Genomic DNA, 25,538 nt, shown 5'->3' with positions numbered 1-25,538 from the left:
AACTATAAGATTTATGCTATTTTTCTTTTTAATTTTATCGACTTAAAGATGTTATCCAAAATATCTGTTTCATCTTCATTTAATGAATAATACAATGTTTGCCCTTCACGCCTTGCGGTTATAATACCAGCGTCTTTAATCTTTCTAATGTGCTGCGAAACTGCTGGAACACTCATTTTTAAAATATCAGCTAAATCACAGGGGCATAGTTCTTTCTCCATATTTAATAGGTATAGAATTTTTAATCGTACTTCATTACTTGAAATGGATAATAGCTTTGATATTTTTTGAAAACTCTCTTCCATTTTATCTAATGTTTCCATACAGTTTTGTAACTGCTTTTGATTTGCTTCTGCTCTCGTACAGGTTATTTCTAATTCCATATTTTATTTATTTAGGTCGTACAAATTTACAATTAATTACGTATTTAAGCAAATGCTTAAATATGTGGTCTTTAAACGTTGAGAACGTTTTAGCTCTTTGGATATTGTTAGCCATGAGCTTGTATGTCGGAAAAAAAAAGAAATCACAAAAAAATGTGCGATGGCTTTCAGTTTATGGAACTAGCTATATATGGGTAAACATAAATATCCTCGTCTAAATACTGTGAGATAAAAAGCAAGTATTGTTCTCGTATGGTTATTTTTTAGTTTCCATTGGCAACATTCAAATCTCTATCCCACCCGAACCGATGCTCTTTTCAATGCCCCTTTTGAGCTTCATTAATGCCTTGAACGCCAATTGCGCCTTGTTCGTGGGAATGTTGGGAATGTGTACCCCTGATTTGTGCAGTAGCTTAAAGGCTACTTGTTTTTCTGTGGTGGGAAGCCCTGCCATGACGGCAAAGAATTTTTTGGGGTCTTTTACAAACAGGTTCTTGCCCTGATAGCTCTCCACAAAGTTCCGATTATAGCCAAACTTCTTGTCAAAGGTCTTTTCGGCTGCCTTAAAGAACTTGTCCCTATCAAAGCCCCGTTTGACATCCTTGCCGTTCAGCTCCGTTTCGGATGCCCTGTACTTTGAGCCAGGGGAAAGGCTATAAGAATTGGTCATGTCCCTTCTGCTGACAATGATATGTACGTGGGTCTGGTGTCCTTCCTTTTTCATGCCGTTTACTATACGCTTTCCGTTTTGTTGGTGTGGGGCTTCCCGTTCCAGTTTGGCTATCCTCAACTTTAACCTATCGACATTTCCATTGCCCTCGCCACGTTCAATCTGCCGTATTTCTTTTTTAAGTTCCAGTATCTTGTTGGCATAGGCTTGGTTCTCCTGTATTTTCTTGTCAGTTTCTTTGTATAAGCGTGCATGTTCAATCTTGGCGTAGTACTTAATATCGTCCACGGTCTTTTTGGGGTCTCTGTTAAACGATTCGGCATAGGATTTCATAAGTTCCCGTGTATATTCCCGCAATTTCTCTGGGTCGTTACCGATATGCCGAAGCTCCCTTTGTGTGGGACTGACCACCATTGAATAGAATTTGGGGTCATTCTTTCCCAGTTTTGCTGTGTTCCTGTCAATATCCTGAATGACCTGCTCTATCTGTACCTCGTCTTCATATTGGTTAAAGAACTGTTCTTGTTCCTCTGGCGTTTTGCCCTCGTTCTCTTTCTCTAGGTAATTGGCAAGGCTGCGAACGCTCCCCTTAAAATTGCCTCCCTGATATTGTGCTGTAATGGCGATGTACATCGTTTATAGATTTTTTAGTGTCCTCTTGAATTTTTCTATTTCTCCCTCGGTAAGCTCCAATCTTATGTGCTTCTTTCCAAAACTGCTTTTTACCACTTTGACCTTACCCAATACATATCCAAAATCTTTTCTTATTGAACCCATTCTGTCCTCCAAACGTTCATAGCGGACTTTGGGTACTGTGGTTTCACCAAACCATTCTTCCTCTGGTTTTCCATCGGGAAATTTTTTCTCGACAAAATCAAAACTATCGTCAAAGTCAATGTCATTGTCCTGTCCTTCTGAATTTTGTTCGAACAGGGATAGCAACATGGCATTGGTCGGCTTGGTCTGGCTCTTTTCAATATCCTTTATAATGGCTATCGTCGCATCGGTACGCTTTCGGTTCTTGATGATTTCCTCAACTACACTCTTTCCAAAACGGTCTGTGGGTAAAAACCCGTGCCACTCAAAAAAGTTCATGACCATATCCAAAGTCTTGGAATAGCTGTTACTGACTTTCCTTGAAAACTTCTTGAACCTTAACAGGGTCTTCTTTTTTATCCTTACTGTTTTAAAATCATCCATTTGGGCTTTGTTCTATACTATATTGTTACAATTTTTTTCAGTGTTTCTGGGGCTTTCCAAAGGTTTTGTGACAATTTATTTTGACATTCCAAAACCTCAAAAATCCCTAAACCCCTGTAAACTGGGGCTTTGCGGAGCAAAATAAATACGTAACGGGGCGTCAGCCCGTTACCCTCTTGCTCTACAAATTCCGTCATGCTAGGGCATGACAAAATTCTCCGACAACTGATTTACCTATCAGTTGCTTTTTTTACGGAATCAAAATTCCGTTATCTCTTCTTGATGGGTACGGTCATAAGGAAAGTCAAATCAAAATTGGTTTGACCGTACTAAAAATTGCTAAAATCCAGCTCTATAAATGTAACCTATAATTTGTTAAAATGAAAATGGCATTTGTTCCCAAATGGTACGTTTTGGCACTAAAAAATATGATTCTGGAAATGTAGGACATTCAAAGGGCGATTTTGGAATGACTGGACACCCAATATTGCGGTAGTTCTATCAGTTGAGAATTGGTCAAGGCTTAACCTAAAATTTGTTAACTTTGTGTTTCATTGTTGTTTCCCATAGGAATCAATAATGAAATAAGAGGGCGCATACTACTGATTGAAAACTGGTTTTAGTGCCCTCTTTGCTTTTTTCAGTCCTTATTTCCCAATAACAGGATTTCAGAAACCACCACTTCGGTAATATGGTGCTTGTTGCCCCGTTTGTTCCGATAGCTGCGCGAGGTCAATTTTCCCTCTAGGGCAATTTCCTCGCCCTTGTTTACATGGTTCTCGATAAAATCGGCAATCTTTCCCCAAGCTACGAGGTTATGCCAGTTCGTATTGGTCTGTCTTTCACCTTTACTATTGGTATAATGCGCATTGGTTGCCAATGGTACACGGGCTAATTTTTTACCGTTTTCCAGTGTTGTAACCTTTGGTTGCTTTCCTATATTTCCGATTAGCTGTACTTTGTTCTTGATTCCCATGACCAAATATTTAGATTTACAATTTCCTGAAAATTTTAAGGGGTGTTTGGTTGGTTTCCCTCACTGACAACGCAATAAATGAAGTGGGTTTTGTCAAGACTTTTAGGGATAAATCAGGAGTGTCTGCAACGTCGGTTTTTACCAACGGGCTAAAAACAAGGAAGTAGAAACCTTATTTATTTCTAAAACTCGCTACGGTCTTGACAAGTTCCACAAGGGTATTAGAAATTCTTTTAAGGGCATTTGCGAAGGGAGCGTACAGGGAGTTAAGCGACACGAGCCAATGCCCTTAAATTAGAATTACTTATACCGTGCCCTGTTTTTCGCTGTCCCGAAAAACTACAAGGGCTTCATTTATTACAGACCCCTTAAAATTTGTGCTGCTCGATTTCTTCACCTGACAATAATAATTCTTCTATTTTATCATAACTTTTCAATTGGTCATGTGGTAGAATATCATTTATCAATTCTAGAACCATTATTATTGCCGATTCGTTTGGGGCATAAGGCATCCTTGGAGAACCTAAATCACCCTCACCAGACTCTATTGCCATTATACTTACTCTTAAAAGACAGGAGATAACATAACGTAGTTCGCAATTATCCCTGACCTTAAAGGTTACTTCTTGGTGTGATTCTCTATCAATTCTTGTTCTTGGGCTTAAAAGCTCTGTTAGAGCCTCTAGCTTTTCCTTATCCGATTTTCTATGGTATTTCTTTTTTTTCATCATTGTTGGCTTTATTTTGTAGAACTTCATTTATACGGTCTAGGCAGTGCATTTGCCCGTGTGGCAGGAGCTGCATAATCAGTTCTATGACCTTTGTAACACTGTACTCTGCAATAGTGCTCCTATATGCAGGGGATACGAACATCCCATTGCCATCCAAACAATAATAACAGACTTTCAAAAGTTCAGAAATGTAACTGGTTATATCTTCGTTACTGGAAACTTCAATACGGATGGTTTTCCGTATTCGATTCCCATAGGGTTCGCTTTTTATTCCTTCATGGCTATCGAGCAAGCCTTTTATCGCTTTGAGTTTTTTGGTCTTGTGTTTCATACGTTTTTCTCATTGGTTGTTTTCATCGGATAGCATCAGTTTTCGCATTTCATCCAGATAAATGCCCTCTTCCAAAGGGATTAGACATTTAGCGAACTCCAACACTCTTATTACATCATCTTCCTTGTTTTTTATGTCCAAGGTCAAATCTATCTGACCTTCCAAGGAAAGGACACATACATTGACTACGGATTTTAAAGTGCGGAATAATTCCGCATAGCCATAAATCCGAACATAGTTCATGTAATAATCTCCTTCCTTGCCACCTGTCGGGGACAAAAGCACAAAGTTTTCGTTGCTCAACTGTTTAATCTTTTCAAAGCTTGCAAGGGCTTTTTGTAGTTCTTTCTTGTTCTTCATGGTTTCTAAAGGCTTGTTTCTCTCATGGGTAAAAGTTTTACCGCCAATTGCAACACTTCGTTTATGCTATAATCAAAGCCATTTACGTGCATTGGTGGGGCAACATCATCCTGTAAACAGGTAGCGCAAACAATCATCAGGGATTTAGCCATGCAAAGCATTTCAAAGCTGTTGTCGAATTCGAGTTTGCGGAATAGGTATTCTGGTTCTTTTTGGTTGGTTGGTGGTTTTAAAACCTGTTTGGGACGGTGGTCAAGTTCTTCTTCTGTTATGTTTTGCTCAAAAACGGACAGCTCATGCCTGAACCAAAACTTAATCTCCTTGATAAACAGCCCCAGTTTTTGTGAGAGCTGCTCTATCTCCTGTTTGCTTATATCATAGCTGTTGGTATATCTCGCCGATGAATAGGCATCATCCAATAGGTCAAGTAGTTTGCTGTCCAGATTGGATTCTATCTGGAACGTGCCTTCGAGTTTGCTCAATGTTTTCAACACATAGGTCTGGTGGTTCTTGATACTGTGGCATATCTTGACCTTGCCACAAATGAAACGCTCCAAAATCCTATATCCCTGCTCAAAGGTCTGGTGTACCATAAAGGCACTTTGGGGGAGTCTCTTTTGTGCTTTGAAATAGTGGACACCTTTTTTAAAGGACTTCATTCGGGACATGTCCCTTTTAAAATCCTTCTTGATGTTTTCGTACAGTTTACTTGGTTCTCCATTGGGATAAGCCATCTGTAAACTATCAATGTTTGCTTTATAGACTAGGTCGCTTTCATGGCAGTTATTTATAAAATATAGATTTCCCTGTGCTATTTCATTGCACGCATAAGTGAACGTAAAGACACGGTGGCAATAGTCTGGGTACTGCTGTAAAATCGAATTGAGAAGGGGTCTTATCTGCTCTGAAATATCATTTTGGGCTACCCGTGTAATAATGTTCAATCGATAGGTAAACGCATGTCTGTCCGTTCCCCTGTTCAGGTAAATGTGTTCGACCTCTATTTCCTCCACTATTTTGGCAATGATTTCATTAAGCCCTTTTGGGGCTTCCCCTGTTCTGGTCTTGATGTCTTCGGTTTCCATGATGTTCGTCTTAACTTGTTATTGTTGATTTATTAATTGGATAATCTTTGCCCTTGATACCGAGCTTTTTATCATCTCCCTAAACCCCATGCGTTCCCAAACGATGCCCTCGCTCAACCTTAATACTTCTTCAAAACATCCCAGTTTCGATATTACAAAGGGCACAAGGTTAAAAGGCATGTCAATTTCTTGGATATGGTTGTGCTTCTTGTCAAACCACAATAGCGTATATCGCGCTTTGGCATAATCATTCGAGAATATTGACCATTCGAAATATTTTATGATGGCGATAGGTTCTTGGCTATTGATTATGTCCTTTATTTGCTTGGAATCCATTTTGGTTCTCCTTTTGGTTTTTATAAAGGAACTGCTACATTTTGAGGTATCGAACCAAAACCACTTGTAAACCACCAATGGATATTTGTATTTTACTTATCAAACTTTTTGTTAAAATTCTTATATTTACGGAATGGAAACAGCAACAAAGAACAACCATATAGGAAGAAAAATAAGCCGTATCAGGGAGCTACGGGGCATGAAACAAGAAACTTTGGCATCGGAGTTGGGTATTAGCCAACAATCGGTCTCAAACCTAGAACAGAGCGAGACCATTGAGGATGAAAAACTGGAACAAATAGCAAAGGCTCTGGGTGTAACAAAAGAAGCGATAGAAAATTTTTCAGAGGAATCTGTACTAAATATAATTTCAAATTCCTTTCATGATAATTCCGTTTTAAACGGTGTATTATATCATCCGACGTTTAATCCTATTGACAAATTAATGGAAGCCTATGAAGAGAACAAAAAGCTATATGAACGTTTGTTGCAGGCTGAAAAGGATAAAATCGAATATTTAGAAAAACTGCTAAATAAGTAATCGTTTTTCCAACAAAAAACATAACGAATTTATATTCCTTAAATTTTTTCAATTTATTTAATTTTAAAATTCCCTTTCAATACACTTCCGCTTATCTGTGAGAAGCGTATTGAAAGGGAATTCTATTTTTAGGCAAGAAACAATTTTATTTATGCACTTTTATTGTCCTCTTTTCTCTTAAACCGTTCAAGTAAATTATTAATGTCCTCACTTATCTTGGTTTCTACTACTCTGGCATATATTTGTGTAGTAGATAATTTAGCATGCCCCAGTAATTTTGACACCGTTTCTATGGGTACGCCATTGGACAACATGACCGTAGTGGCAAAGGTATGTCTTGCTACATGAAAGGTTATGTTTTTGTGGATTCCACATGATTTTGCTACCTCCTTTAAATAGGTATTGGTCTTTTGGTTGGAGCTTATGGGGAGTACACCCGTGCTAAAATCTACCTTTTGCTGCGCTCTGTATTTTTCTAGTATTGTCCAAGCTTTTGGTAGGATAGGGACTTTTACAAGTTCATCCGTTTTCTCCCTTCTTGTATATATCCAGTTATTGTTATCGATGCCCTTTACAATATTATCCTGCGTAAGTTCCTTTACATCTATATAGGACAATCCAGTGTAGCAGGAAAAAACAAAGCAATCTTTTATCTTTTCTAACCGTTCGCTTTTAAAATTTGTATTCTCCAATAACCCCAATTCCCTTTCGTTTAAATACGCCCTGTCATATTTGTCGTATTTCAATTGGAACTGGTCAAATGGATTTTTATGCATCCATTCCAACTTGATGGCTAGGTTTATGATTTTCTTGAAACGTTCCAAGTGTTTCATAACCCCATTATTGCCCATTGTATGCTGTTTTTTGGAATTCTTATAATTCCGCAAATAATGCTCAAAATCGGAGATGAACCTAAAATTTACCTGTTTTAGATAAATATCCTTTTGTTTTCTTTTCTTTAACAGGAACTTGTGCAGATATTTTTCGGTGGTATAATAGTTCTTCATGGTTCCCGCTTTCAACACACGAACCATGTTGCCATTGTGATAACTTATTAGTTCCCGCAAGGTCTTACTATTGTCGTCTTCTCCCAGATATCGGGACTTTATGGCATCGGAGGATATGATTTTATCTTCCTCTAACAGTTCTTTATGGGATTGGAGGAGTTTGGCATACACTTGGTCTAAATAAGCGTTTAAAGCTCTTATTTTTTCCGTGTTTCCCTTGCCTTTGTTTTTGTTGGCATCCCATTGGCTGTTGGCAAGGCTTCTTTTTAAACTGATTTCTGCTCGTTTGCCCGCTACGGTAATGCGTACATAAATAGAAATTTGTTCGGGGTTGCTTCTTGATTTTCTGGTAAAGAAAATCACCGTGAAGGTGCTTTTTGTTTTCATTTTAAATGACTTTTGTTAAACAATAGTTTGTAAATACGAAAGTCAAATCATGCCTTAAAGCTCTATAAAGTTAATACAATTTTGGTGAAACATTGCACACCTAATTGCACACCTTTTTATTGGTTTTAAATGGTTTTATTTGGCATCAAATAAAATGTGCAAAAACAAAAAACACTGATAATCATACGATTAACAGTGTTTTGTTGTGACCTATTTCTAGGTTCGTCGGGGTGGCAGGATTCGAACCTGCGACCTCCTCGTCCCAAACGAGGCGCGATAACCGGGCTACGCTACACCCCGAAAAAATTTCAATATGTTGGTATTAATTTAAATAAGGATTTAAACCATACCCCCGAGTCATTTTCGGAGTGCAAATATAGTACATTAATCGATAAAAAAAACTTTTCTGTTTAGTTTTTAAGAGACATTATTTGTAATTTTCCAAAAAAGCTTGGTTATGAATAAATTCCACCAATATATCATCCTGGGAATTACCCTGGTATCCTGCGCCCAAAACAAGGACACCGAAATAAAAACACCTGAGAATATTAACTATAAAACTGAGTTGGTAGTCTCCGACCTCACTAACCCCTGGGGTATGGCATTTCTTCCCGATAATAGCATCCTGATCACCGAAAAATCAGGAGAATTAATTCATTTTAAAAACGGAGAAAAAACCATCATAAATAACACCCCTACCATATACAACCGAGGACAGGGAGGCTTATTAGATATCGCTCTGCACCCTGATTACAGTGAAAACGGATGGATCTACCTATCATACGCATCTGAAATGGGAGAAGGTTCCGGTGGAAATACCGCGATTTTAAGAGCCAAACTACAAGGGAATTCTTTAGTAGAAAATCAACTCTTATATAAAGCTGAACCAAACTCCACAAGAGGACAGCACTTTGGATCCAGAATTGAATTCGATAATCAAAATTACCTATATTTCTCCGTTGGAGACCGAGGGAATCGCGATGTAAACCCTCAGGATATTACCAGGGATGGCGGTAAAATATATCGCCTGAACGATGACGGTTCAATCCCTACAGACAATCCTTTCTATGAAGACCCTACCGCTAAAAAAGCAATATTCAGCTATGGCCATAGAAATCCACAGGGAATGATTAAACATCCGCAAACCGGTGAGATATGGACCCATGAGCATGGACCACAAGGAGGTGATGAAATCAATATCATCAAAAAAGGCGCTAACTATGGTTGGCCGGTTATCAGCTATGGTATCAACTATGATGGGTCGTCCTTTACCGATATTACCGAAAAAGAAGGTATGGAACAACCCCTATACTATTGGGTACCTTCCATTGCCCCCTGCGGAATGGATTTTGTAACCTCCGATAAATATCCCGACTGGAAAGGAGACTTACTGGTAGGCTCCCTGAAATTCCAATACCTGGAGCGACTTATTCTTGAAAACAACGAAGTAGTAGAAAGAATTAAACTCTTTGATGGTATCGGAAGACTGCGAAATGTAAAGCAAGCACCTGATGGATATATATATGTCGCCGTAGAAAACGAAGGCCTCTATAGAATTGTTCCTGAATAAATTATTTTTCAGCGTCTATTGCCGCCTTTACAGAGCCATATTTTTTCAGTAATGCAAGAGCACGGTCTTTATCAATATGCAATTCCTCCATAATAAAACGGGCACCACGATCAACTAATTTATTGTTGTTAAGTTGCATATTCACCATTTTATTACCCTCTACCCTCCCTATTTTAATCATTAAAGCCGTAGAGATCATATTTAAAACCAACTTCTGAGAAGTTCCACTCTTCATTCGCGTACTCCCCGTAACAAACTCTGGCCCTACGTTCACCTCGATAGGAATGTCTACCGATGTTGCCAAAGGAGAGCCCGGGTTATTGGTAATACACGCTGTTAAAATCCCATTCGCACGAGCATCTTTAACACCTCCTATAACGTATGGTGTAGTCCCGGAGGCTGCTATACCCACCACCACATCTTTAGCTGTAATACGATGCTCCTTAAGATCAATCCAGGCTTGTTTGGTATCATCCTCTGCAAATTCTACAGCCTTCCTGATAGCTGTATCTCCTCCCGCAATCAAGCCAATGACCCTTTCATGAGGCAGTCCAAAGGTTGGTGGAATTTCAGAAGCGTCTAAAATCCCCAGTCTACCACTGGTTCCGGCACCTATATAAAAGAGCCTGCCCCCATCCACAAATCTAATGGCCAGTTCATCAACCAGTTTAGATATGGCAGGAACCACCTCGCGAACAGCAAGTGCCACCTTTTGATCTTCATTATTCATATTCAGAAGAATATCATCAGTCGACATGTTCTCTAACTGATCATACAATGATGTTTGCTCCGTGATTTTATGGTATGCGCTCATGAAATATAAAATTAGATTCTTTTGTTACAAAGTTATAAATTTGAAGAAAGCACTTTAATAAATTTATTTTCCTTTGAAAAACACCTATCATGTTATCGGATTAATGTCCGGAACTTCACTCGACGGACTCGACCTGGCCTATTGCAAATTCAATAAAAATGACCAGCAATGGAGTTTTGAATTACTCAAAGGGAAAAGTATCGCCTATAAAGAAGCCTTTAAAGCCATACTTAAAAACACAATAAACCTTCCGGCTTCAGAACTATTACACTTTAATAATCAATATGGAACCTGGTTGGGAAAACAAGTAGATTTGTTTATTAAAGACCATAACTTGTCAGTAGATTTTATAGCAAGTCACGGACACACCGTTTTTCATCAAACCAACATTGGCCTAACCTATCAAATCGGTTCAGGGCAACACCTGGCCAATACATCGGGTATAAAAACCATCTGCGACTTTAGAACAAATGATGTAGCCTTGGGAGGCCAGGGCGCTCCTTTAGTACCAATTGGCGATGCACTCTTGTTCTCTGATTATAAGTTTTGTTTAAATCTCGGAGGAATTAGTAATATTTCTTTTAATGTTAATAATGAAAGAAATGCATACGATATCGCTCCGGTTAATATGCTTCTTAATTACCTGACCAATAAGATCAACCTCGACTATGACAAAGGTGGAGCAATCGCAGCAAAAGGAAATCTAAATCCCGAACTCCTCGAGAAACTGAATGCTTTGGAATTTTATAAATTACCATATCCCAAATCCCTGGGCTATGAATGGTTTTCAGAACAAGTGTTGCCCATAGTGAAATGCCTTAATGACACCTCTGAAAACCTCCTTAACACCGCCGTACATCATATTACCGATCAAATTGCCAAATCGATAAACATGATAAAATATACCCCAAAGGATAAACTTTTAATTACCGGTGGAGGAGCGAAAAATAGCTTTTTAATTGAGGTATTAGCAAAGAAACTACCCCGGGTAGATATTGTCGTTCCAGACGAAAATATAATAGATTTTAAAGAAGCAATTGTATTCGCCTTTATGGGCGTTTTAAGAGACCTTAATGAAATAAATTGCCTGAAATCAGTAACCGGCGCTCGTAAAGACTCCAGTTCAGGAGTTATCTTTTACCCGAGCTAATTATTAACCTCATTTTTTTACATTTGCAAAAACAAAACACTTTATGCTCATCATAGGTATTGCAGGAGGGACAGGTTGTGGTAAAACAACGGTTGTAAATCAAATTATTAATGAATTACCGGAAAATGAAGTCGGGGTTATTTCACAAGACTCTTATTACCAGGACACCTCGCATTTGTCTTACGATGAACGTACTAAAATAAATTTTGACCATCCAAGAGCAATCGATTTCGGTCTCTTGGTACAACATCTGAAAGAACTTAAAGAAAATAAACCTGTACATCAACCTGTATATTCCTTTGTTAAACATAACAGAACCCAGGACACCATACTTACCCACCCCAGAAAGGTTATGATTGTTGAAGGAATTCTTATCTTAACCAACAAAGAGCTAAGAGATATGTTCGATATTAAAATATTTGTACATGCAGACTCTGATGAAAGACTCATCCGTAGAATAAAAAGAGATATTAATGAACGAGGCAGAGATATTGAGGAAGTCCTTACGCGCTATCAAACAACACTAAAACCAATGCATCAGCAATTTATTGAACCAACCAAAGAATATGCTGATATTATAATTCCAAACAATAAATACAACACGGTAGCTGTTGATATTGTACGTACAATCATTAATGAGCGTATTTCATTATAAGAACACGGTAATACTTGAACACAGTGAAGTTTAAAAAGTTAAAAAATAAAAAGTGGTTTTCATTCGTAAGTAACATTTATGTACTTATACTTACCGTCTTTGTTATATGGATGCTATTTTTTGACGCAAATTCACTTTTGACACATATTGAACTTCAACAGGAAATTAATAAATTAGAGAAACAGAAGGAACACTTGCAAAAAGAGATTGCAAAAGATAAGAAGACTATAAATAAGCTTAAAAACGAACAAGAGCTGGAACGCTTCGGAAGAGAAGAGTATTATTTAAAAAAGGATAACGAAGAAATTTATATCATTGAAAATGCAGACAGCCTGAAAAAATAAAGGCCTGGTAAGGCTTGAGAAGGTTAAATACACCTTCATCTTGAAGTATCGTTCAACAGTTTAGTCGACCTATCACAAACCATTAACACACACAACTAATGAGTAAAAAACTTTTTAACGAGTTTAGTGAGATAACTTCTAAAGAGTGGAAACAAAAAATACAGTTCGATCTTAAAGGTGCAGATTATAACGAAACTTTAATTTGGAATACCCCTGAAGGGATTGATGTAAAACCCTTTTATCACGCTGAAGATTTTGATCAGCTCCCTCCCACTTCAAATACAGATGTTACCAACTGGAATATTGGTCAAAAAATATATGCTGGCAATGAAAAATTAGCCAACGAAAAGGCGCTGGACATAATTGAAAGAGGCGCAGAAAGCCTGATCTTTACAATTCCATCGAAAGATATTGATTTTGATTTACTCCTTCAAAATATCAACTTAAGATTAATCCCTGTTTATTTGGAGTTTGAATTCTTGTCCGTCGATGCAATTAAAAAGTTAAAGTCCTTTATCTCCGGAAAAGAAACTCAGATTTATCTCTATATTGATATCATAGGACACCTTGCCAAAACAGGAAACTGGTATCAAAATTTAAAGAATGATTTTAATACCCTTGAAGAGATTCTAACCATAAGCAAGGGAGTTTTTAAAAGTACGATTAATGTAAATCTGTCTTTATATCAGAATGCTGGTGCGAACATGGTTCAACAACTCGCATATACCCTGGCACATGCTAATGAATATTTAAACCGATTTCCTCAGGAAACAATTACGTTTAGTACAGCCATAGGCAGTAACTACTTTTTTGAAATTGCCAAACTAAAAGCGCTCAGATTATTATGGTCGTCACTTGCTCCGGAATACAATAATCAATCGGAATGCCATATTATAGCTACGCCTTCAAAACGTAACAAAACCCTATACGATTACAATGTAAACATGCTGCGAACCACTACAGAATGTATGAGCGCTGTATTAGGTGGAGCAAACATGATTTATAATGCACCCTACGACAATATTTATCATAAGGATAATGAATTTGGGGAACGCATAGCAAGAAACCAACTCCTTATCCTTAAATCTGAAAGTTATTTTAATAAAGTCTCAAACCCTGCAGACGGGACTTATTACATCGAAAGCATTACGGATCAATTAGCTGAAAAAGCACTTGATTTATTTAAACAGATTGAAACAAGCGGCGGATTTTTAAAACAACTTAAAAACCATACCATTCAGAAAAAAATAAAAGAAGCTGCAGAAACAGAAGAAAACCTGTTTATCAATAATAAGGAAACTCTAATTGGCACCAATAAATATCAGAATCCGGAAGATCAAATGAAAAATGATCTTGAACTATATCCGTTCATGAAAAGACAATCCGGTAAAACTTTAATTGAACCCATTCTGGAAAAAAGATTGGCCGAAGCCCTGGAGCAGGAAAGATTAAAATCAGAAGCCTGATAGAAATCTATAAATAAAAAATTCTGTATCAACCACACACTAAAACAATGAGCAGAAAAGACATTCAACATATCACTATAAAAAAGGCTGCCAAACGCAAAGAAGTAGCCTACACTCCATTTAAAACTGCGGAAGGAATAGGAATTAAAAGCACCTACACCCCTGAAGATATTAAAGAGCTGGAGCATATTAATTTTGCGGCCGGAATCCCCCCTTATCTGAGAGGACCATACTCCACCATGTACGTAAGGAGACCATGGACGATCAGACAATATGCAGGGTTCTCCACTGCAGAAGAAAGCAATGCTTTTTATAGAAGGAACCTGGCGGGAGGTCAAAAAGGACTTTCAGTAGCTTTCGATTTGGCTACCCACAGAGGATACGATTCAGACCACGAAAGAGTGGTGGGTGATGTCGGGAAAGCAGGAGTTGCCATAGACACCGTAGAAGATATGAAAATTCTCTTCGATCAAATTCCTTTGGATAAAATGTCCGTGTCCATGACCATGAATGGAGCTGTATTGCCGATAATGGCCTTCTATATTGTGGCAGCAGAAGAACAAGGTGTAAAGCCTGAATTACTTTCCGGAACCATACAAAATGACATCCTGAAAGAGTTCATGGTTAGAAATACGTATATATACCCACCCAAACACTCCATGAAAGTCATTGCTGATATATTTGAATTTACCAGCAAAAACATGCCTAAATTCAACAGTATCAGTATTTCGGGATACCACATGCAAGAAGCTGGGGCAACCGCGGATATTGAATTGGCTTATACCTTGGCTGATGGTTTGGAATATATAAGAACCGGACTTAAAGCGGGTATGAACATTGACAAGTTCGCTCCTCGCCTATCCTTTTTCTGGGCGATCGGAATGAATCACTTTATGGAAATTGCCAAAATGAGGGCAGGAAGAATGCTATGGGCTAAACTGGTAAAACAATTCAATCCGGAAAACCCTAAATCACTGGCTTTAAGAACTCATTGCCAAACAAGTGGCTGGAGCTTAACAGAGCAAGATCCTTTTAATAATGTGGCAAGAACATGTATCGAAGCAGCTGCCGCAGCATTCGGCGGAACACAAAGCCTACATACCAATGCCCTGGATGAAGCCATTGCGCTTCCAACCGATTTTTCTGCTCGTATTGCCAGAAATACTCAACTATTCCTCCAGGAAGAAACTAAAATTACTAAGACGGTAGATCCTTGGGCCGGAAGTTATTTTATAGAAAATCTAACAGACCAAATAGCACGTAAAGCCTGGAAGCTCATAGAAGAAGTTGAAGAATTAGGAGGTATGACCAAAGCTATAGAGGCAGGTATCCCTAAAATGAGAATTGAAGAGGCTGCCGCTCGGAAACAGGCACGTATTGATAGCGGTCAAGACATCATCGTTGGGGTTAATAAATTTAGGCTGGAACAAGAGGATCCGCTGCAAATTTTGGAGGTTGATAACCAAGAGGTAAGAAGACAGCAAATTGAACGTCTTAATCAGCTAAAACAACAGAGAGATAATGATGCTGTAATTGCTGCACTCGAAGAATTAACCGATTGCGCAGAAACAGGCAACGGAAATTTACTAGCTTTGGCAATAGATGCTGCAAGAAAAAGAGCTTCTTTAGGCGAGATCAGCGATGCGCTTGAAAAAGTATATGGAAGATATAAAGCTAAAATTCAATCTACTAGTGGAGTGTACAGTAAAGAAATAAAAAACGACGAAAGCTTCGAACGAGCTCGGCAATTAGCAGATAAATTTGCAGAAATAGAAGGCCGTAGACCACGTATTATGATAGCAAAGATGGGGCAAGACGGACACGATAGAGGCGCTAAAGTAGTAGCTACCGGTTATGCAGACCTTGGGTTCGACGTCGATATAGGCCCCTTATTTCAAACCCCTCAGGAAGCAGCAAAACAAGCCGTGGAAAATGATGTGCATGTGCTGGGAGTTTCATCCCTGGCAGCAGGTCATAAAACATTGGTCCCTCAGGTTATCAGCGAACTAAAAAAATACGGTCGTGATGATATCATGGTCATTGTTGGAGGTGTAATACCACAACAAGATTACCAGTTCCTCTTCGATGAGGGCGCAGTAGCCGTTTTTGGACCTGGTACTAAAATTAGTGATGCAGCCATAAAAATCCTTGAAATTCTCATAGACTAACCTCCTGTTTTTCAAAGGAGATTGAGTAAATAATTTTTTTTACAATAATAATTAAGACAATTTTGTCCTTTTAATGTTTTGTTTATACCTTTGTCCAGATCTTTTAATTGAATCTTTGGAAAAAATAGCCCCTTTAAACAGCTACCAAAGTAAACAACAATTAGATCGTTAAAGACCGTACAAATTTTTTTACCAATAAACAGGATAAATTTATCCTAAATAATGTATTACTATGAACAGAGAACGTAAACTATGGATTGGATTTGCATTGGTGATGCTAATTTCCTTTAGTGTACTTGGCTACTACGGCTATCAGATTTATCAGGAATCACCCCCTATTCCTAAACTAATTGTTTCAGAAAACAACGAGGTCATCTTTACTCAAGAAGACATTAAAGACGGTCAGAATATCTGGCAAAGCATTGGTGGGCAAGAAGTGGGTTCAATATGGGGTCATGGCGCATATGTCGCCCCAGACTGGACAGCCGATTGGTTACATCGCGAAGCACTATTTATTTTAAATAAATATGCTCAAAATGATTTTCAAACTAATTATGATGAGTTAAACCCTGAACAACAAGCTGCTTTAAAAATACGTTTACAAAACAACCTCCGACCAAACACTTACGATGAATCAACACAAACAATTACGGTCTCAGAAGAACGTGTAGAAGCAATAAAACATCTGAGTGATTACTACAAAGGACTATTTACAAACGACCCCAAGTTCAATCAACTAAGAAAAGACTATGCCATCCCAATAAACAGCATTTCAGATGAAACAAAAATGTCTAAAATGAATGCTTTTTTCTTTTGGGCCACCTGGGCTACAGTAACCGAACGTCCCGGCAGCAATATTTCCTATACCCACAATTGGCCCGCCGACGAACTCGTTGGTAACAAACCTACCCGAGACCTGCTGGCATGGTCCGGGGTTAGTATTATACTGTTAATACTATGCATAGGTATTATGGTATTCTACCATGTAAAATCAGGGGAAGATGAAAATATACCTGCTCCTGCTGAAGATCCATTACTAAAACAGGGAATTACGCCATCCATGAAATTGGTTAAAAAATATTTCTGGATTGTGAGTTTACTCATGGTACTACAAATGGTCTTTGGTATTGTAACTGCCCATTACGGCGTTGAAGGCGATGGATTTTATGGAATTCCATTAGACCAGATCCTACCGTACTCCGTCTCCAGAACATGGCATACACAATTAGCCATTTTCTGGATCGCCACGGCATGGTTAGCTACAGGACTTTATATAGCTCCCGCCGTTTCAGGTAAAGACCCTAAATTTCAAACATTCGGAATCAACTTTTTATTCATAGCGCTATTAGTTATAGTCTTAGGCTCTATGGCCGGACAATGGATGGGCGTCATGCAAAAGCTAAATCTGGTTGATAACTTTTGGTTTGGACATCAGGGATATGAATATGTCGACCTAGGCAGATTTTGGCAAATATTCCTTCTTATCGGTCTCTTCTTATGGCTAGCGCTAATGACCAGACCATTAATCCCTGTCTTGAAGAAAAAAACAAAAGAAAAGAACCTCATCATCATGTTCTTGATATCCTGTACAGCAATAGCTTCTTTCTACGCAGCCGGACTCATGTGGGGAAGACAAACAAACATAGCCATCGCCGAATACTGGAGATGGTGGGTGGTACACCTTTGGGTAGAAGGTTTCTTTGAAGTATTTGCAACCGTGGTTATTGCGTTCTTATTCGTTCGTCTGGGACTCCTTAAAACAAAAACGGCTACACTTAATGTGCTATTAGCGACCATTATATTCATGTCAGGAGGAATTTTAGGAACCTTTCATCACCTGTACTTTACCGGAACCCCTACTGCTGTTATGGCACTGGGAGCAACCTTTAGCGCCCTGGAAATCGTACCCTTAACACTTATTGGTTATGAGGCTTACCATAATTATAAACTATCCAAAGCCACAAAATGGCTGGAAGATTATAAATGGCCTATTTACTTTATGATTGCCGTAGCATTCTGGAACTTCCTTGGAGCAGGTATCTTTGGTTTTATTATTAATCCTCCTATAGCCCTATACTATGTCCAGGGACTAAACACAACACCACTGCATGGTCATACCGCATTATTTGGAGTCTATGGCATGCTAGGTATCGGATTAATGCTATTTGTTCTGAGAAGTTTATATCGAAACATTCAGTGGAATGATAAACTGCTAAAAATTAGCTTCTGGTCACTTAATATTGGGCTCTTAGCCATGGCTTTACTAAGCCTGCTCCCTATTGGAGTCTGGCAAGCCATAGAAAGTATAGAACACGGAATGTGGTATGCCCGATCTGCAGAACTTCTCCAACACCCGACAATGAACATTTTAAAATGGATGCGTTCTGTAGGAGATATCATTTTTGCAGTAGGGATGGTAGCCACATGTTGGTTTGTATTTCAATTAACATTAAAAAATAAAAAGATTAGATCATGAAAACATTAGTAAACAAACAAATCGGAGAATATGTCGCAGAAGATTACAGAACCGCCGCAGTATTCTCAAAATACGGAATTGATTTTTGTTGCAGAGGAAACAGAACAATTAACGAAGTATGCACAAAAAAAGGCATCGATCAGGATATACTCCTTCATAGCTTAAATGAAGTGCTTAAAAACAAATCTGGCGAATCAATTGATTATAGGTCATGGCCATTGGATTTGCTTATTGACTATATTGAAAAAAAGCATCACAGATATGTTGAGCAAACCATTCCGGTTCTTTTACAATATCTGGATAAATTAAGACGAGTTCATGGTGAACGTCATCCTGAATTATTTGATGTTTACGAACTCTTTTCAGGTTCAGCCGGAGATTTAGCCCAACACATGAAAAAAGAGGAATTAGTGTTATTTCCTTTTGTAAAAAAAATGGTCAAAGCTCAACTTACCGGCGAAGCTATCGAAGCTCCTCATTTTGGAACCGTAGGGAACCCGATTGAAATGATGAAGCATGAACACGATAATGAAGGAGTACGTTTTAGGGAAATTGCTAAAATAACAGATAATTACACACCGCCTGCAGATGCATGTAACACCTACAAGGTTGCTTTTAAAATGCTTGATGAATTTGAAAAAGATTTACATCTGCATATACATTTAGAAAATAATATTTTATTCCCAGCGGCTACAAAACTTGAAAAGCTGTTCGCAGCAGAGGCTTGAATTTGATTGGTTTTAACTAATCCGGAGGGAATATTAGTAGTTCCCTCCGGATTTTATATTTTGAATAAGTACCTTTATCTGTTAAACTGTTGTTTTCCATGTTAAAAAAACTGACTGTAGTTTGTCTAATTAATTTTTTAATCGCTGCCTTAATGGGACTAACAATGCGCTTGGCATTTATATCCCCTCTTAACATTAACTATCGATTTCTGACACATGGGCATTCTCATGTCGCCATGTTGGGATGGTTATACTTAATGCTGTTTACGCTTATTGTCCATTTCTATATTCCGAATCCTAAAAAAGTTTACGAAAGACTATTTTGGTTAACTGAGATATCAGTAATAGGAATGATGATTAGTTTCCCCTTACAAGGGTATGCGGCAGTTTCTATAAGTTTTTCGACCCTTCATATTTTTTGCAGTTACTTTTTTGTATATCGCATTTGGAAGGATCTGGGTGCAAAATCTTTTTTTAGTATTAAACTCTTAAAAACCGCTCTTATTTTTATGCTCATCTCAACCATTGGGGTTTGGTGCCTGGGTCCTGCAATGGTTATAGCTGGCCCTTCATCACCATGGTACCAGATAGCGATACAATTCTTTTTACATTTTCAGTTTAATGGCTGGTTTCTAATTGCCGTACTGGCACTTTTAATAAAACAGTTTGAAAAACTGGGGCTACTGATAGACAATCACAACTTCAAAAAATTTTATCAACTATTGATAATCGCTACAATTTGTACAATATCATTACCCGTAAGCTGGTACTTAAAACATGTAATATTTAGCTGGATAAATGGCTTGGGGGTAATCCTGCAACTTGGGGCATTAGGGTATTTCATCAAATTCATGAGACCGTTGTTAAAAGCCTTTTGGTTACGTACAAACTTAATAGCTAAGCATGGGTTGCGCTTTGCCTTAGCATGTTTTGTGCTTAAAATAATTATTCAATCCTTCTCTCTTATCCCCGAGATTGCCAGTATTTCTTTTCAGATTAAAAATTTTGTTATAGGGTTCATTCACCTAACCATGCTTGGAGTGATAACAGGTTTTTTATTCGCCTTTATGCCACAAACAAACCTTATTCGTAATACGCTGAAATGGTTCGGTTTTGGGTTTTATCTTTTTTTATATGGCTTTTTAGGTACCGAACTTATTTTATTTATCCAAGGGGTACTATTCTATCTTCAGATAGGTTTAATTGATTCATATTACCAAATTTTATTTGTCTTGAGTAGTTTCTTACCCGCCGGCATTTTTTGTATTCTTGTGGGAGTCTATAAAAATAAAATTAACAACAATGAAACGACAACCATTAAAACGACATAAGGCATTGCAACCACTTAGTCGGGAACATCATCAAGGATTACTGTTAGCATGGAAGATCAGAAATGGATTTCAAAAAGGAGTCTCACCGAAACGAATTAAAGTTTACGCAGACTGGTTTTATGAAAATCACTTGATTCCACATTTTAAAATAGAAGAAAATTATATCTTCCCTTTACTCGGATCTGAACATGAGTACATCGATAGAGCCATAGCAGATCATCAAGAATTACACCTGTTATTTGAACAAGAATACGATCTTGACAATGTACTTCATCGTATTGAACAAAAACTCGAGGAACACATTCGTTTTGAAGAACGTATCCTCTTCCCTGAAATTCAAAAAACCACCGATGAAGAAGAAATGAATAAAATTGAAAAAATTCATCATGAGATGCCCTTTCAAGACAATCCCGATGATGAATTTTGGAAATAATAGCTGCGTCTAATTAATTTTTGGCGGTATTAAATATAGTAGGGTTGAAATTAACACTTATCCACGCCCAATTTTGAGTGTTGCCAGAATCTCCGCCCTTTAAAAGCTCCATAGAATCACTTCCGAACATCTGTGAATATCCAAGTGCTAACCCAATATTTTTATGCACTTTGTAATTAGCCACCAGATCTACCTCTGTACCTAAATAATTATCGGCTTCCGAAACACCATCAAGAATAGTACCTGCCGACCAGAATAAATGTGGCTGAACCGAAATATCAAATCTATCTCTTTTATAGAAAATCTTAGCATACACATCAGTAAGCCCCACCGAATTAATATGATTTCCTACATAGAAATAATCCATAAATCCATTAAAAGCATGATTCGTCCCAAATAACGGGTTAAATGCATTATTATCACCTGAAGTATCATCCATGTCATTCCCTGAAAGATATTCACCTCCCAAACCTGCAATCCATGTATTTGTAATATTCCAATAGATATTGGCACAAAAGTTAAAAGCACTTACATCGGCATCATTGCGTTCTCCAAACTGACCATAAGCACCCAAATCACCATACCACAAGTCATATTTAAACTTATAAAATCCTCCCACTGTTTGCATATACTGTGTGGTTCGATCCCCGGAAGTGTTTTCTTCAAATTCAAATCCGGTATTTAAGGCAAGTAAACTTAATTGCGAAGAAGTAAAGTCTGTATGATACCATAACAATTGCATATTTTTAAAATTATTCAAGGTATAAGGAGTCTCCACTACAACCTCAGCTTCAGAACTTACGGAAAGAGCAAAATCTAACCTGCTTTTTTCGTTGGGTTTGAATGTAGTAAGAAAAGCATCATGTGAACGCCCTTGCTGCGCCCAGTCAACTGCCCCTAAAATCCTTTGGTTATCATATGACAATCGCTGACGCCCCAGTTTAAAACTCCATTTATCATTCATACGATAAATACCATAAGCCTCATAAACCATTACATTGTTTTGATCAGTAGAAGTCAAAGTAGGTACATCTCCCCAAACCCTTATATTTTGTAAGGATAATTTTAATTCGATTTGTTCTTGCTTGAAACCAAAATTTATTCTTGATCGTTGAGAAACAAGAGAAGTAGAATTTTGATCATCAGAAAGCAATGTTTTAAAACCATTTCTATATTCAAAACGAGGTCTTAATTATATATCAGTCTTAAATTCTTGGGCAAAAAGCATGTGAGAGAACACACAAAAAACAAGAAGGGTAGCTATTTTTTTCATATATATCAATTTTACAATCAATGATTTACACTAAAGTTATAATTCTTTTTTTAATTTCAACACAGCATCGTTTATATGTTTCACAGTTTGATCCGAATTCACTCCAAGTCCCTCTTGCTGGAAAACCATTTCTCCATGCTGATCAAAAACAGTAATAATATTAGAATGCGAAAAATCTATAGGCGAAATTTCTTTATAGCTAACAGCCACAACAGCAGCAAATTCCCTGGTATTTTCTTCAGTTGATCGTAAAAACATCCAGGGATCGGCATCCATGTAGTTCTCTTTAGCAAAAACCTTTAAGCGCTCCGGAGTATCTATTTCAGGGTCAATACTCACAAAGATCATTTTAACCCTTTCCTTTGCTTCAGCGGTAAGACGCTTCTCAATATTCCGCATGTCAGCGACCAAACGAGGGCAGGCAGCCTTACACGACGTATAAATCATCACCATTACAAGAACTTCACCCTGTAAATCCTTTAAATGAAGATCTTGCCCATTTTGATTCGTCCATCTTGAATTTAAATTAAAAATAGACATCTCAGAAATTTTAACCGAAGCTGTTTCCTTAACAGAGTCTCCCTGAACCAACTTTAAGTCCATTTCACAAACCGGACAAACCCCTGCCTCCTCATACATCTTATTTCCTTCGCAATGCATAGGGCACTCATATACATTTACAACACCCTCTTGGACCTTTACATTATTTTCCTTGCAAGACACAAGAAGTAGTAAAATAATTGAAACTATATATCTTATTCTCATATGTGTTTAATTTAATTCACATCTTTTACGCATCTAAAACCCAGATTCTTAATCGCATATCGCGCCTTTATACTTCCTCTGAATGCGTAACGCATAAAGGCCGCATAATTCATAAGATCTGTGGCACCGATAGCTGCACTACCACAAAATAAATTACTGTCTTTATCTACATCTTTTCTTGATTCACCGGATATCAACACCGAATTAAAATCAAGGGTCCACTCCCACACCAATCCGTGCAAATCATAAACTCCCCAAACATTTTTAGAGTTCTCACCTATAAGATTGTTATATGTTTTCGGAGTTTCATACCACGCTAAAATTTGCTGATTGTAAGATTTCTTCACCCTGGCATCTCGCAGTTCTTTATCGGCCATAGCTACATATTCCCATTCGTCAATGGTCGGCAATCGTTTGCCCATACATTCACAATAAGCCTTCGCCGCAAACCAGGACACATAAGTTACCGGGCTTTTTAGATTTACTCCACTTTTAAGATCATGGTCATTTAACCAGTTGTTAAGGTAATTTTCCTCTGCAAATAGCTTTTTCACCTTAGATTTTTGCCATTGCGGGTTCAACGCTATAAACTTGAGAAACTCAGCATTGGTAACCGGAAAAATATCCATTTCAAAATCTTTAACTTCAACTACGGTTGAATCACGCCCGTATAATGGAATATACCTGCTGCCCTCTATAAAAACCATACCCTTAGATTGACAACACACAATGCCATAATAAAACAAACAACCTATAAAAAATAGCCTTCTAAGGGTATTGATTTTCATATCCAAAACATTTATAAATTCGAATTACTTCTTACTTTATTCACCATTTCTGGGGTGACTACCTGCTCTGAATTATCCCAACTATTATATACATAAGTCAAAACATTGGCGATTTCCTCATCAGTTAAATTTTGACGGGTCATAACACTGTTATACTTTTCACCATTAACCGTAATCTCCCCTGTTAATCCATTTAATACTACACCTATGGCTCTATCCACATCAGCATTTAAATAATCTGACTTTGACAATGGAGGAAAAGCACCTGCCACTCCTTGTCCCTCACCCTGATGACAAGCAAAACATGTTTGCATATAGGTTTGTTTACCAAATTTCAATTGCTCCGCTAAGGTCTTAGCTGTTACCTCAGCTTCAACAAATTCCTCCGTAGTTGGCATAGATTGAATACCTCCGCCTTCCGGCAAATAAATATCATCTCTCAATTCACCGGAATAAATAGTTTTATCCTTCTCTCCCTGTACCTTTAGCATCCCTAATGCTCCCTTATTGAAAGCTCTGAATATCGAATGATCTACCAGAATAAATGTTCCAGGCACATCAACCTTAAACTCAACAATAGCAGCTCCTCCAGCCGGAATCAGAGTGGTCTGAACATTTTCATTGATTCGGTTCCCTCCTTCAATATGAACTTTATCAAATATTTCACCGATTACATGAAAGGAAGAGACCAGGTTTGGACCACCGTTCCCGACAAACAACCTAACCGTTTCCCCTACATTAGCAGTTATAGCATTATCTCCCGTTAGAGCTCCAACCTTTCCATTAAACACTACATAGTCAGCATTCTCATTAACCGCCTTTTGCATATCAAAAGGCTGTAACCCCCTTTCACCATTCTTTCCTTCTGTATAAAAATCACCCTGCATGATGTAATACTCTTTATCCACCAAGGGTAGTCCCCCCTCAGGTTCCACCAAAATCAAACCATACATGCCATTAGCAATATGCATCCCCACAGGAGCAGTTGCACAGTGATAAACATATAGACCTGGATTTAAAACCTTAAATGAAAATACCTTTTCATGGCCCGGTGCAACAAATGATGATTCCGCACCACCCCCCGGACCAGTAACAGCATGCAGATCAATATTATGTGGTAATTTATTGTCCGGATGATTTTTTAAATGAAACTCAACTTCATCACCAACTCTGGTTCGGATAAAACTTCCAGGAACTGTTCCCCCAAAAGTCCAGTATACATAACGCACACCATTGGTCATTTCCCCTTCTTTTTCAAGAATTTCCATATCGACAATAAGCTTCTTTGCCTTCCGCTCTCCAACAGGTCTGGGAACTTTAGGAGGCGAGGTCAGCTCCGCTTGCATTTCCTGAAAAACAGGAATATCAATAGCACTGGCTAGTTCTTTTTTTTCATCATTAGCGCATGAAAATAAAAGAACACCAATAAACAACAGGACTCCAGGCCTTTTCAAAAAAGACACTGTAATAAATGATGTAATGAGATGATTCATAGATAAAATATTAGATTACTTAATTAAAACAAGATTAAAAGACCTTTATGTCTTATTATTGAATTTGTTTTATTCAC

The 25,538-nt window shown here is 37.9% G+C and carries 26 protein-coding genes and 1 tRNA gene; 11 read left to right on the top strand and 16 right to left on the bottom strand.

Features of this window, described 5'->3' with window-relative positions:
* Positions 1-11 precede the first annotated feature (11 nt).
* The 9 genes from BM361_RS14010 to BM361_RS13965 form a co-directional block, all read right to left on the bottom strand.
* The gene (locus BM361_RS14010) at positions 12-383 is read right to left on the bottom strand and encodes an ArsR/SmtB family transcription factor (protein ID WP_074979639.1); all 372 of its coding nucleotides are present in this window, start codon (positions 381-383) and stop codon (positions 12-14) included.
* 283 nt (positions 384-666) lie between these two features.
* Positions 667-1,686 (bottom strand): MobB family relaxase, encoded by a 1,020-nt coding sequence (gene mobB, locus BM361_RS14005; protein WP_074979637.1) that lies wholly within the window; start codon positions 1,684-1,686, stop codon positions 667-669.
* Between the two features lie 3 nt (positions 1,687-1,689).
* Positions 1,690-2,253, bottom strand: a complete 564-nt coding sequence (locus tag BM361_RS14000; protein ID WP_074979634.1) for a BfmA/BtgA family mobilization protein — start codon at positions 2,251-2,253, stop codon at positions 1,690-1,692.
* Between the two features lie 640 nt (positions 2,254-2,893).
* Positions 2,894-3,229 (bottom strand): single-stranded DNA-binding protein, encoded by a 336-nt coding sequence (locus BM361_RS13990; RefSeq protein ID WP_074979630.1) that lies wholly within the window; start codon positions 3,227-3,229, stop codon positions 2,894-2,896.
* 368 nt (positions 3,230-3,597) lie between these two features.
* Positions 3,598-3,960, bottom strand: a complete 363-nt coding sequence (locus BM361_RS13985; RefSeq protein ID WP_139226724.1) for a hypothetical protein — start codon at positions 3,958-3,960, stop codon at positions 3,598-3,600.
* On the bottom strand, positions 3,935-4,291 hold the full coding sequence (locus BM361_RS13980; protein WP_074979626.1) for a hypothetical protein: 357 nt from the start codon (positions 4,289-4,291) through the stop codon (positions 3,935-3,937). The genes BM361_RS13985 and BM361_RS13980 overlap by 26 nt, the downstream gene beginning before the upstream one ends.
* A gap of 9 nt (positions 4,292-4,300) precedes the next feature.
* Entirely contained in the window at positions 4,301-4,651 is a 351-nt protein-coding gene (locus BM361_RS13975) for a hypothetical protein (RefSeq protein WP_074979624.1), read from the bottom strand.
* Positions 4,652-4,656: 5 nt separating this feature from the next.
* The gene (locus BM361_RS13970; protein WP_074979622.1) at positions 4,657-5,736 is read right to left on the bottom strand and encodes a hypothetical protein; all 1,080 of its coding nucleotides are present in this window, start codon (positions 5,734-5,736) and stop codon (positions 4,657-4,659) included.
* 18 nt (positions 5,737-5,754) lie between these two features.
* Positions 5,755-6,072, bottom strand: a complete 318-nt coding sequence (locus BM361_RS13965; protein WP_074979620.1) for a hypothetical protein — start codon at positions 6,070-6,072, stop codon at positions 5,755-5,757.
* Positions 6,073-6,205: 133 nt separating this feature from the next.
* On the opposite strand from BM361_RS13965, the gene BM361_RS13960 reads away from it, so the two are divergent.
* Positions 6,206-6,613, top strand: coding sequence for a helix-turn-helix domain-containing protein (locus BM361_RS13960; RefSeq protein ID WP_074979618.1), 408 nt, complete (start codon positions 6,206-6,208; stop codon positions 6,611-6,613).
* Positions 6,614-6,762: 149 nt separating this feature from the next.
* Here the strand turns inward: BM361_RS13960 and BM361_RS13955 are convergent, their stop codons facing one another.
* Both BM361_RS13955 and BM361_RS13950 read right to left on the bottom strand, forming a co-directional pair.
* Positions 6,763-8,007, bottom strand: a complete 1,245-nt coding sequence (locus BM361_RS13955; protein WP_074979616.1) for a site-specific integrase — start codon at positions 8,005-8,007, stop codon at positions 6,763-6,765.
* A 225-nt stretch (positions 8,008-8,232) separates the two neighbouring features.
* A tRNA-Pro gene (locus BM361_RS13950) sits at positions 8,233-8,307 on the bottom strand.
* A 157-nt stretch (positions 8,308-8,464) separates the two neighbouring features.
* Here BM361_RS13950 and BM361_RS13945 point away from each other — a divergent pair.
* Positions 8,465-9,577, top strand: a complete 1,113-nt coding sequence (locus tag BM361_RS13945; protein ID WP_074979614.1) for a PQQ-dependent sugar dehydrogenase — start codon at positions 8,465-8,467, stop codon at positions 9,575-9,577.
* 1 nt (position 9,578) lies between these two features.
* Here BM361_RS13945 and murQ read toward each other — a convergent pair whose 3' ends face one another.
* Complete coding sequence (gene murQ, locus BM361_RS13940) at positions 9,579-10,391, bottom strand: N-acetylmuramic acid 6-phosphate etherase (protein ID WP_038261682.1); 813 nt, start codon at positions 10,389-10,391, stop codon at positions 9,579-9,581.
* A gap of 73 nt (positions 10,392-10,464) precedes the next feature.
* Between murQ and BM361_RS13935 the strand changes: the two genes are divergently transcribed.
* The 9 genes from BM361_RS13935 to BM361_RS13895 all read left to right on the top strand — a co-directional run bounded on the left by BM361_RS13935 (position 10,465) and on the right by BM361_RS13895 (position 21,142).
* The gene (locus BM361_RS13935; protein WP_074979612.1) at positions 10,465-11,541 is read left to right on the top strand and encodes an anhydro-N-acetylmuramic acid kinase; all 1,077 of its coding nucleotides are present in this window, start codon (positions 10,465-10,467) and stop codon (positions 11,539-11,541) included.
* Positions 11,542-11,584: 43 nt separating this feature from the next.
* Entirely contained in the window at positions 11,585-12,196 is a 612-nt protein-coding gene (udk, locus tag BM361_RS13930) for a uridine kinase (protein ID WP_038261677.1), read from the top strand.
* Positions 12,197-12,219: 23 nt separating this feature from the next.
* Positions 12,220-12,540 (top strand): FtsB family cell division protein, encoded by a 321-nt coding sequence (locus BM361_RS13925; RefSeq protein ID WP_038261675.1) that lies wholly within the window; start codon positions 12,220-12,222, stop codon positions 12,538-12,540.
* Between the two features lie 98 nt (positions 12,541-12,638).
* Positions 12,639-14,006 carry a methylmalonyl-CoA mutase subunit beta gene (locus tag BM361_RS13920; protein ID WP_074979610.1) on the top strand — a complete coding sequence of 456 codons (1,368 nt, stop codon included), beginning with the start codon at positions 12,639-12,641 and terminating at the stop codon, positions 14,004-14,006.
* A 47-nt stretch (positions 14,007-14,053) separates the two neighbouring features.
* Entirely contained in the window at positions 14,054-16,174 is a 2,121-nt protein-coding gene (scpA, locus tag BM361_RS13915) for a methylmalonyl-CoA mutase (protein ID WP_074979608.1), read from the top strand.
* A gap of 232 nt (positions 16,175-16,406) precedes the next feature.
* A complete protein-coding gene (locus BM361_RS13910; protein WP_074979606.1) occupies positions 16,407-18,650 on the top strand; it encodes a nitric-oxide reductase large subunit in 2,244 nt (747 codons plus the stop codon).
* Entirely contained in the window at positions 18,647-19,378 is a 732-nt protein-coding gene (ric, locus tag BM361_RS13905; RefSeq protein WP_074979604.1) for an iron-sulfur cluster repair di-iron protein, read from the top strand. The genes BM361_RS13910 and ric overlap by 4 nt, the downstream gene beginning before the upstream one ends.
* Positions 19,379-19,476: 98 nt before the next feature.
* The gene (locus BM361_RS13900; protein ID WP_074979602.1) at positions 19,477-20,709 is read left to right on the top strand and encodes a hypothetical protein; all 1,233 of its coding nucleotides are present in this window, start codon (positions 19,477-19,479) and stop codon (positions 20,707-20,709) included.
* Positions 20,681-21,142: a hemerythrin domain-containing protein gene (locus tag BM361_RS13895; protein ID WP_074979600.1), complete on the top strand. Its 462-nt coding sequence runs from the start codon at positions 20,681-20,683 to the stop codon at positions 21,140-21,142. Before BM361_RS13900 ends, BM361_RS13895 begins: the two co-directional genes overlap by 29 nt.
* Positions 21,143-21,155: 13 nt before the next feature.
* Here the strand turns inward: BM361_RS13895 and BM361_RS13890 are convergent, their stop codons facing one another.
* The 4 genes from BM361_RS13890 to nirK form a co-directional block, all read right to left on the bottom strand.
* The gene (locus BM361_RS13890) at positions 21,156-22,295 is read right to left on the bottom strand and encodes an alginate export family protein (RefSeq protein ID WP_083425958.1); all 1,140 of its coding nucleotides are present in this window, start codon (positions 22,293-22,295) and stop codon (positions 21,156-21,158) included.
* A 156-nt stretch (positions 22,296-22,451) separates the two neighbouring features.
* Positions 22,452-23,180 (bottom strand): SCO family protein, encoded by a 729-nt coding sequence (locus BM361_RS13885; RefSeq protein ID WP_038261651.1) that lies wholly within the window; start codon positions 23,178-23,180, stop codon positions 22,452-22,454.
* Positions 23,181-23,191: 11 nt separating this feature from the next.
* Entirely contained in the window at positions 23,192-23,968 is a 777-nt protein-coding gene (locus BM361_RS13880) for a formylglycine-generating enzyme family protein (protein ID WP_074979598.1), read from the bottom strand.
* Positions 23,969-23,979: 11 nt separating this feature from the next.
* Positions 23,980-25,461 carry a copper-containing nitrite reductase gene (gene nirK, locus BM361_RS13875; protein WP_074979596.1) on the bottom strand — a complete coding sequence of 494 codons (1,482 nt, stop codon included), beginning with the start codon at positions 25,459-25,461 and terminating at the stop codon, positions 23,980-23,982.
* Positions 25,462-25,538: the final 77 nt, after the last annotated feature.

The sequence above is a fragment of the Zhouia amylolytica genome, assembly GCF_900116365.1.
Lineage (GTDB): Bacteria > Bacteroidota > Bacteroidia > Flavobacteriales > Flavobacteriaceae > Zhouia > Zhouia amylolytica.
This window is presented reverse-complemented; position numbering and strand designations above follow the sequence as displayed.

Bases quoted from the DNA above. Each gene is read 5' to 3' on its own strand.
- BM361_RS14010 (WP_074979639.1), bottom strand. From the start codon at position 383: ATGGAATTAGAAATAACCTGTACGAGAGCAGAAGCAAATCAAAAGCAG.
- mobB (WP_074979637.1), bottom strand. From the start codon at position 1,686: ATGTACATCGCCATTACAGCACAATATCAGGGAGGCAATTTTAAGGGG.
- BM361_RS14000 (WP_074979634.1), bottom strand. From the start codon at position 2,253: ATGGATGATTTTAAAACAGTAAGGATAAAAAAGAAGACCCTGTTAAGG.
- BM361_RS13990 (WP_074979630.1), bottom strand. From the start codon at position 3,229: ATGGGAATCAAGAACAAAGTACAGCTAATCGGAAATATAGGAAAGCAA.
- BM361_RS13985 (WP_139226724.1), bottom strand. From the start codon at position 3,960: ATGATGAAAAAAAAGAAATACCATAGAAAATCGGATAAGGAAAAGCTA.
- BM361_RS13980 (WP_074979626.1), bottom strand. From the start codon at position 4,291: ATGAAACACAAGACCAAAAAACTCAAAGCGATAAAAGGCTTGCTCGAT.
- BM361_RS13975 (WP_074979624.1), bottom strand. From the start codon at position 4,651: ATGAAGAACAAGAAAGAACTACAAAAAGCCCTTGCAAGCTTTGAAAAG.
- BM361_RS13970 (WP_074979622.1), bottom strand. From the start codon at position 5,736: ATGGAAACCGAAGACATCAAGACCAGAACAGGGGAAGCCCCAAAAGGG.
- BM361_RS13965 (WP_074979620.1), bottom strand. From the start codon at position 6,072: ATGGATTCCAAGCAAATAAAGGACATAATCAATAGCCAAGAACCTATC.
- BM361_RS13960 (WP_074979618.1), top strand. From the start codon at position 6,206: ATGGAAACAGCAACAAAGAACAACCATATAGGAAGAAAAATAAGCCGT.
- BM361_RS13955 (WP_074979616.1), bottom strand. From the start codon at position 8,007: ATGAAAACAAAAAGCACCTTCACGGTGATTTTCTTTACCAGAAAATCA.
- BM361_RS13945 (WP_074979614.1), top strand. From the start codon at position 8,465: ATGAATAAATTCCACCAATATATCATCCTGGGAATTACCCTGGTATCC.
- murQ (WP_038261682.1), bottom strand. From the start codon at position 10,391: ATGAGCGCATACCATAAAATCACGGAGCAAACATCATTGTATGATCAG.
- udk (WP_038261677.1), top strand. From the start codon at position 11,585: ATGCTCATCATAGGTATTGCAGGAGGGACAGGTTGTGGTAAAACAACG.
- BM361_RS13920 (WP_074979610.1), top strand. From the start codon at position 12,639: ATGAGTAAAAAACTTTTTAACGAGTTTAGTGAGATAACTTCTAAAGAG.
- scpA (WP_074979608.1), top strand. From the start codon at position 14,054: ATGAGCAGAAAAGACATTCAACATATCACTATAAAAAAGGCTGCCAAA.
- BM361_RS13910 (WP_074979606.1), top strand. From the start codon at position 16,407: ATGAACAGAGAACGTAAACTATGGATTGGATTTGCATTGGTGATGCTA.
- ric (WP_074979604.1), top strand. From the start codon at position 18,647: ATGAAAACATTAGTAAACAAACAAATCGGAGAATATGTCGCAGAAGAT.
- BM361_RS13900 (WP_074979602.1), top strand. From the start codon at position 19,477: ATGTTAAAAAAACTGACTGTAGTTTGTCTAATTAATTTTTTAATCGCT.
- BM361_RS13895 (WP_074979600.1), top strand. From the start codon at position 20,681: ATGAAACGACAACCATTAAAACGACATAAGGCATTGCAACCACTTAGT.
- BM361_RS13885 (WP_038261651.1), bottom strand. From the start codon at position 23,180: ATGAGAATAAGATATATAGTTTCAATTATTTTACTACTTCTTGTGTCT.
- BM361_RS13880 (WP_074979598.1), bottom strand. From the start codon at position 23,968: ATGAAAATCAATACCCTTAGAAGGCTATTTTTTATAGGTTGTTTGTTT.
- nirK (WP_074979596.1), bottom strand. From the start codon at position 25,461: ATGAATCATCTCATTACATCATTTATTACAGTGTCTTTTTTGAAAAGG.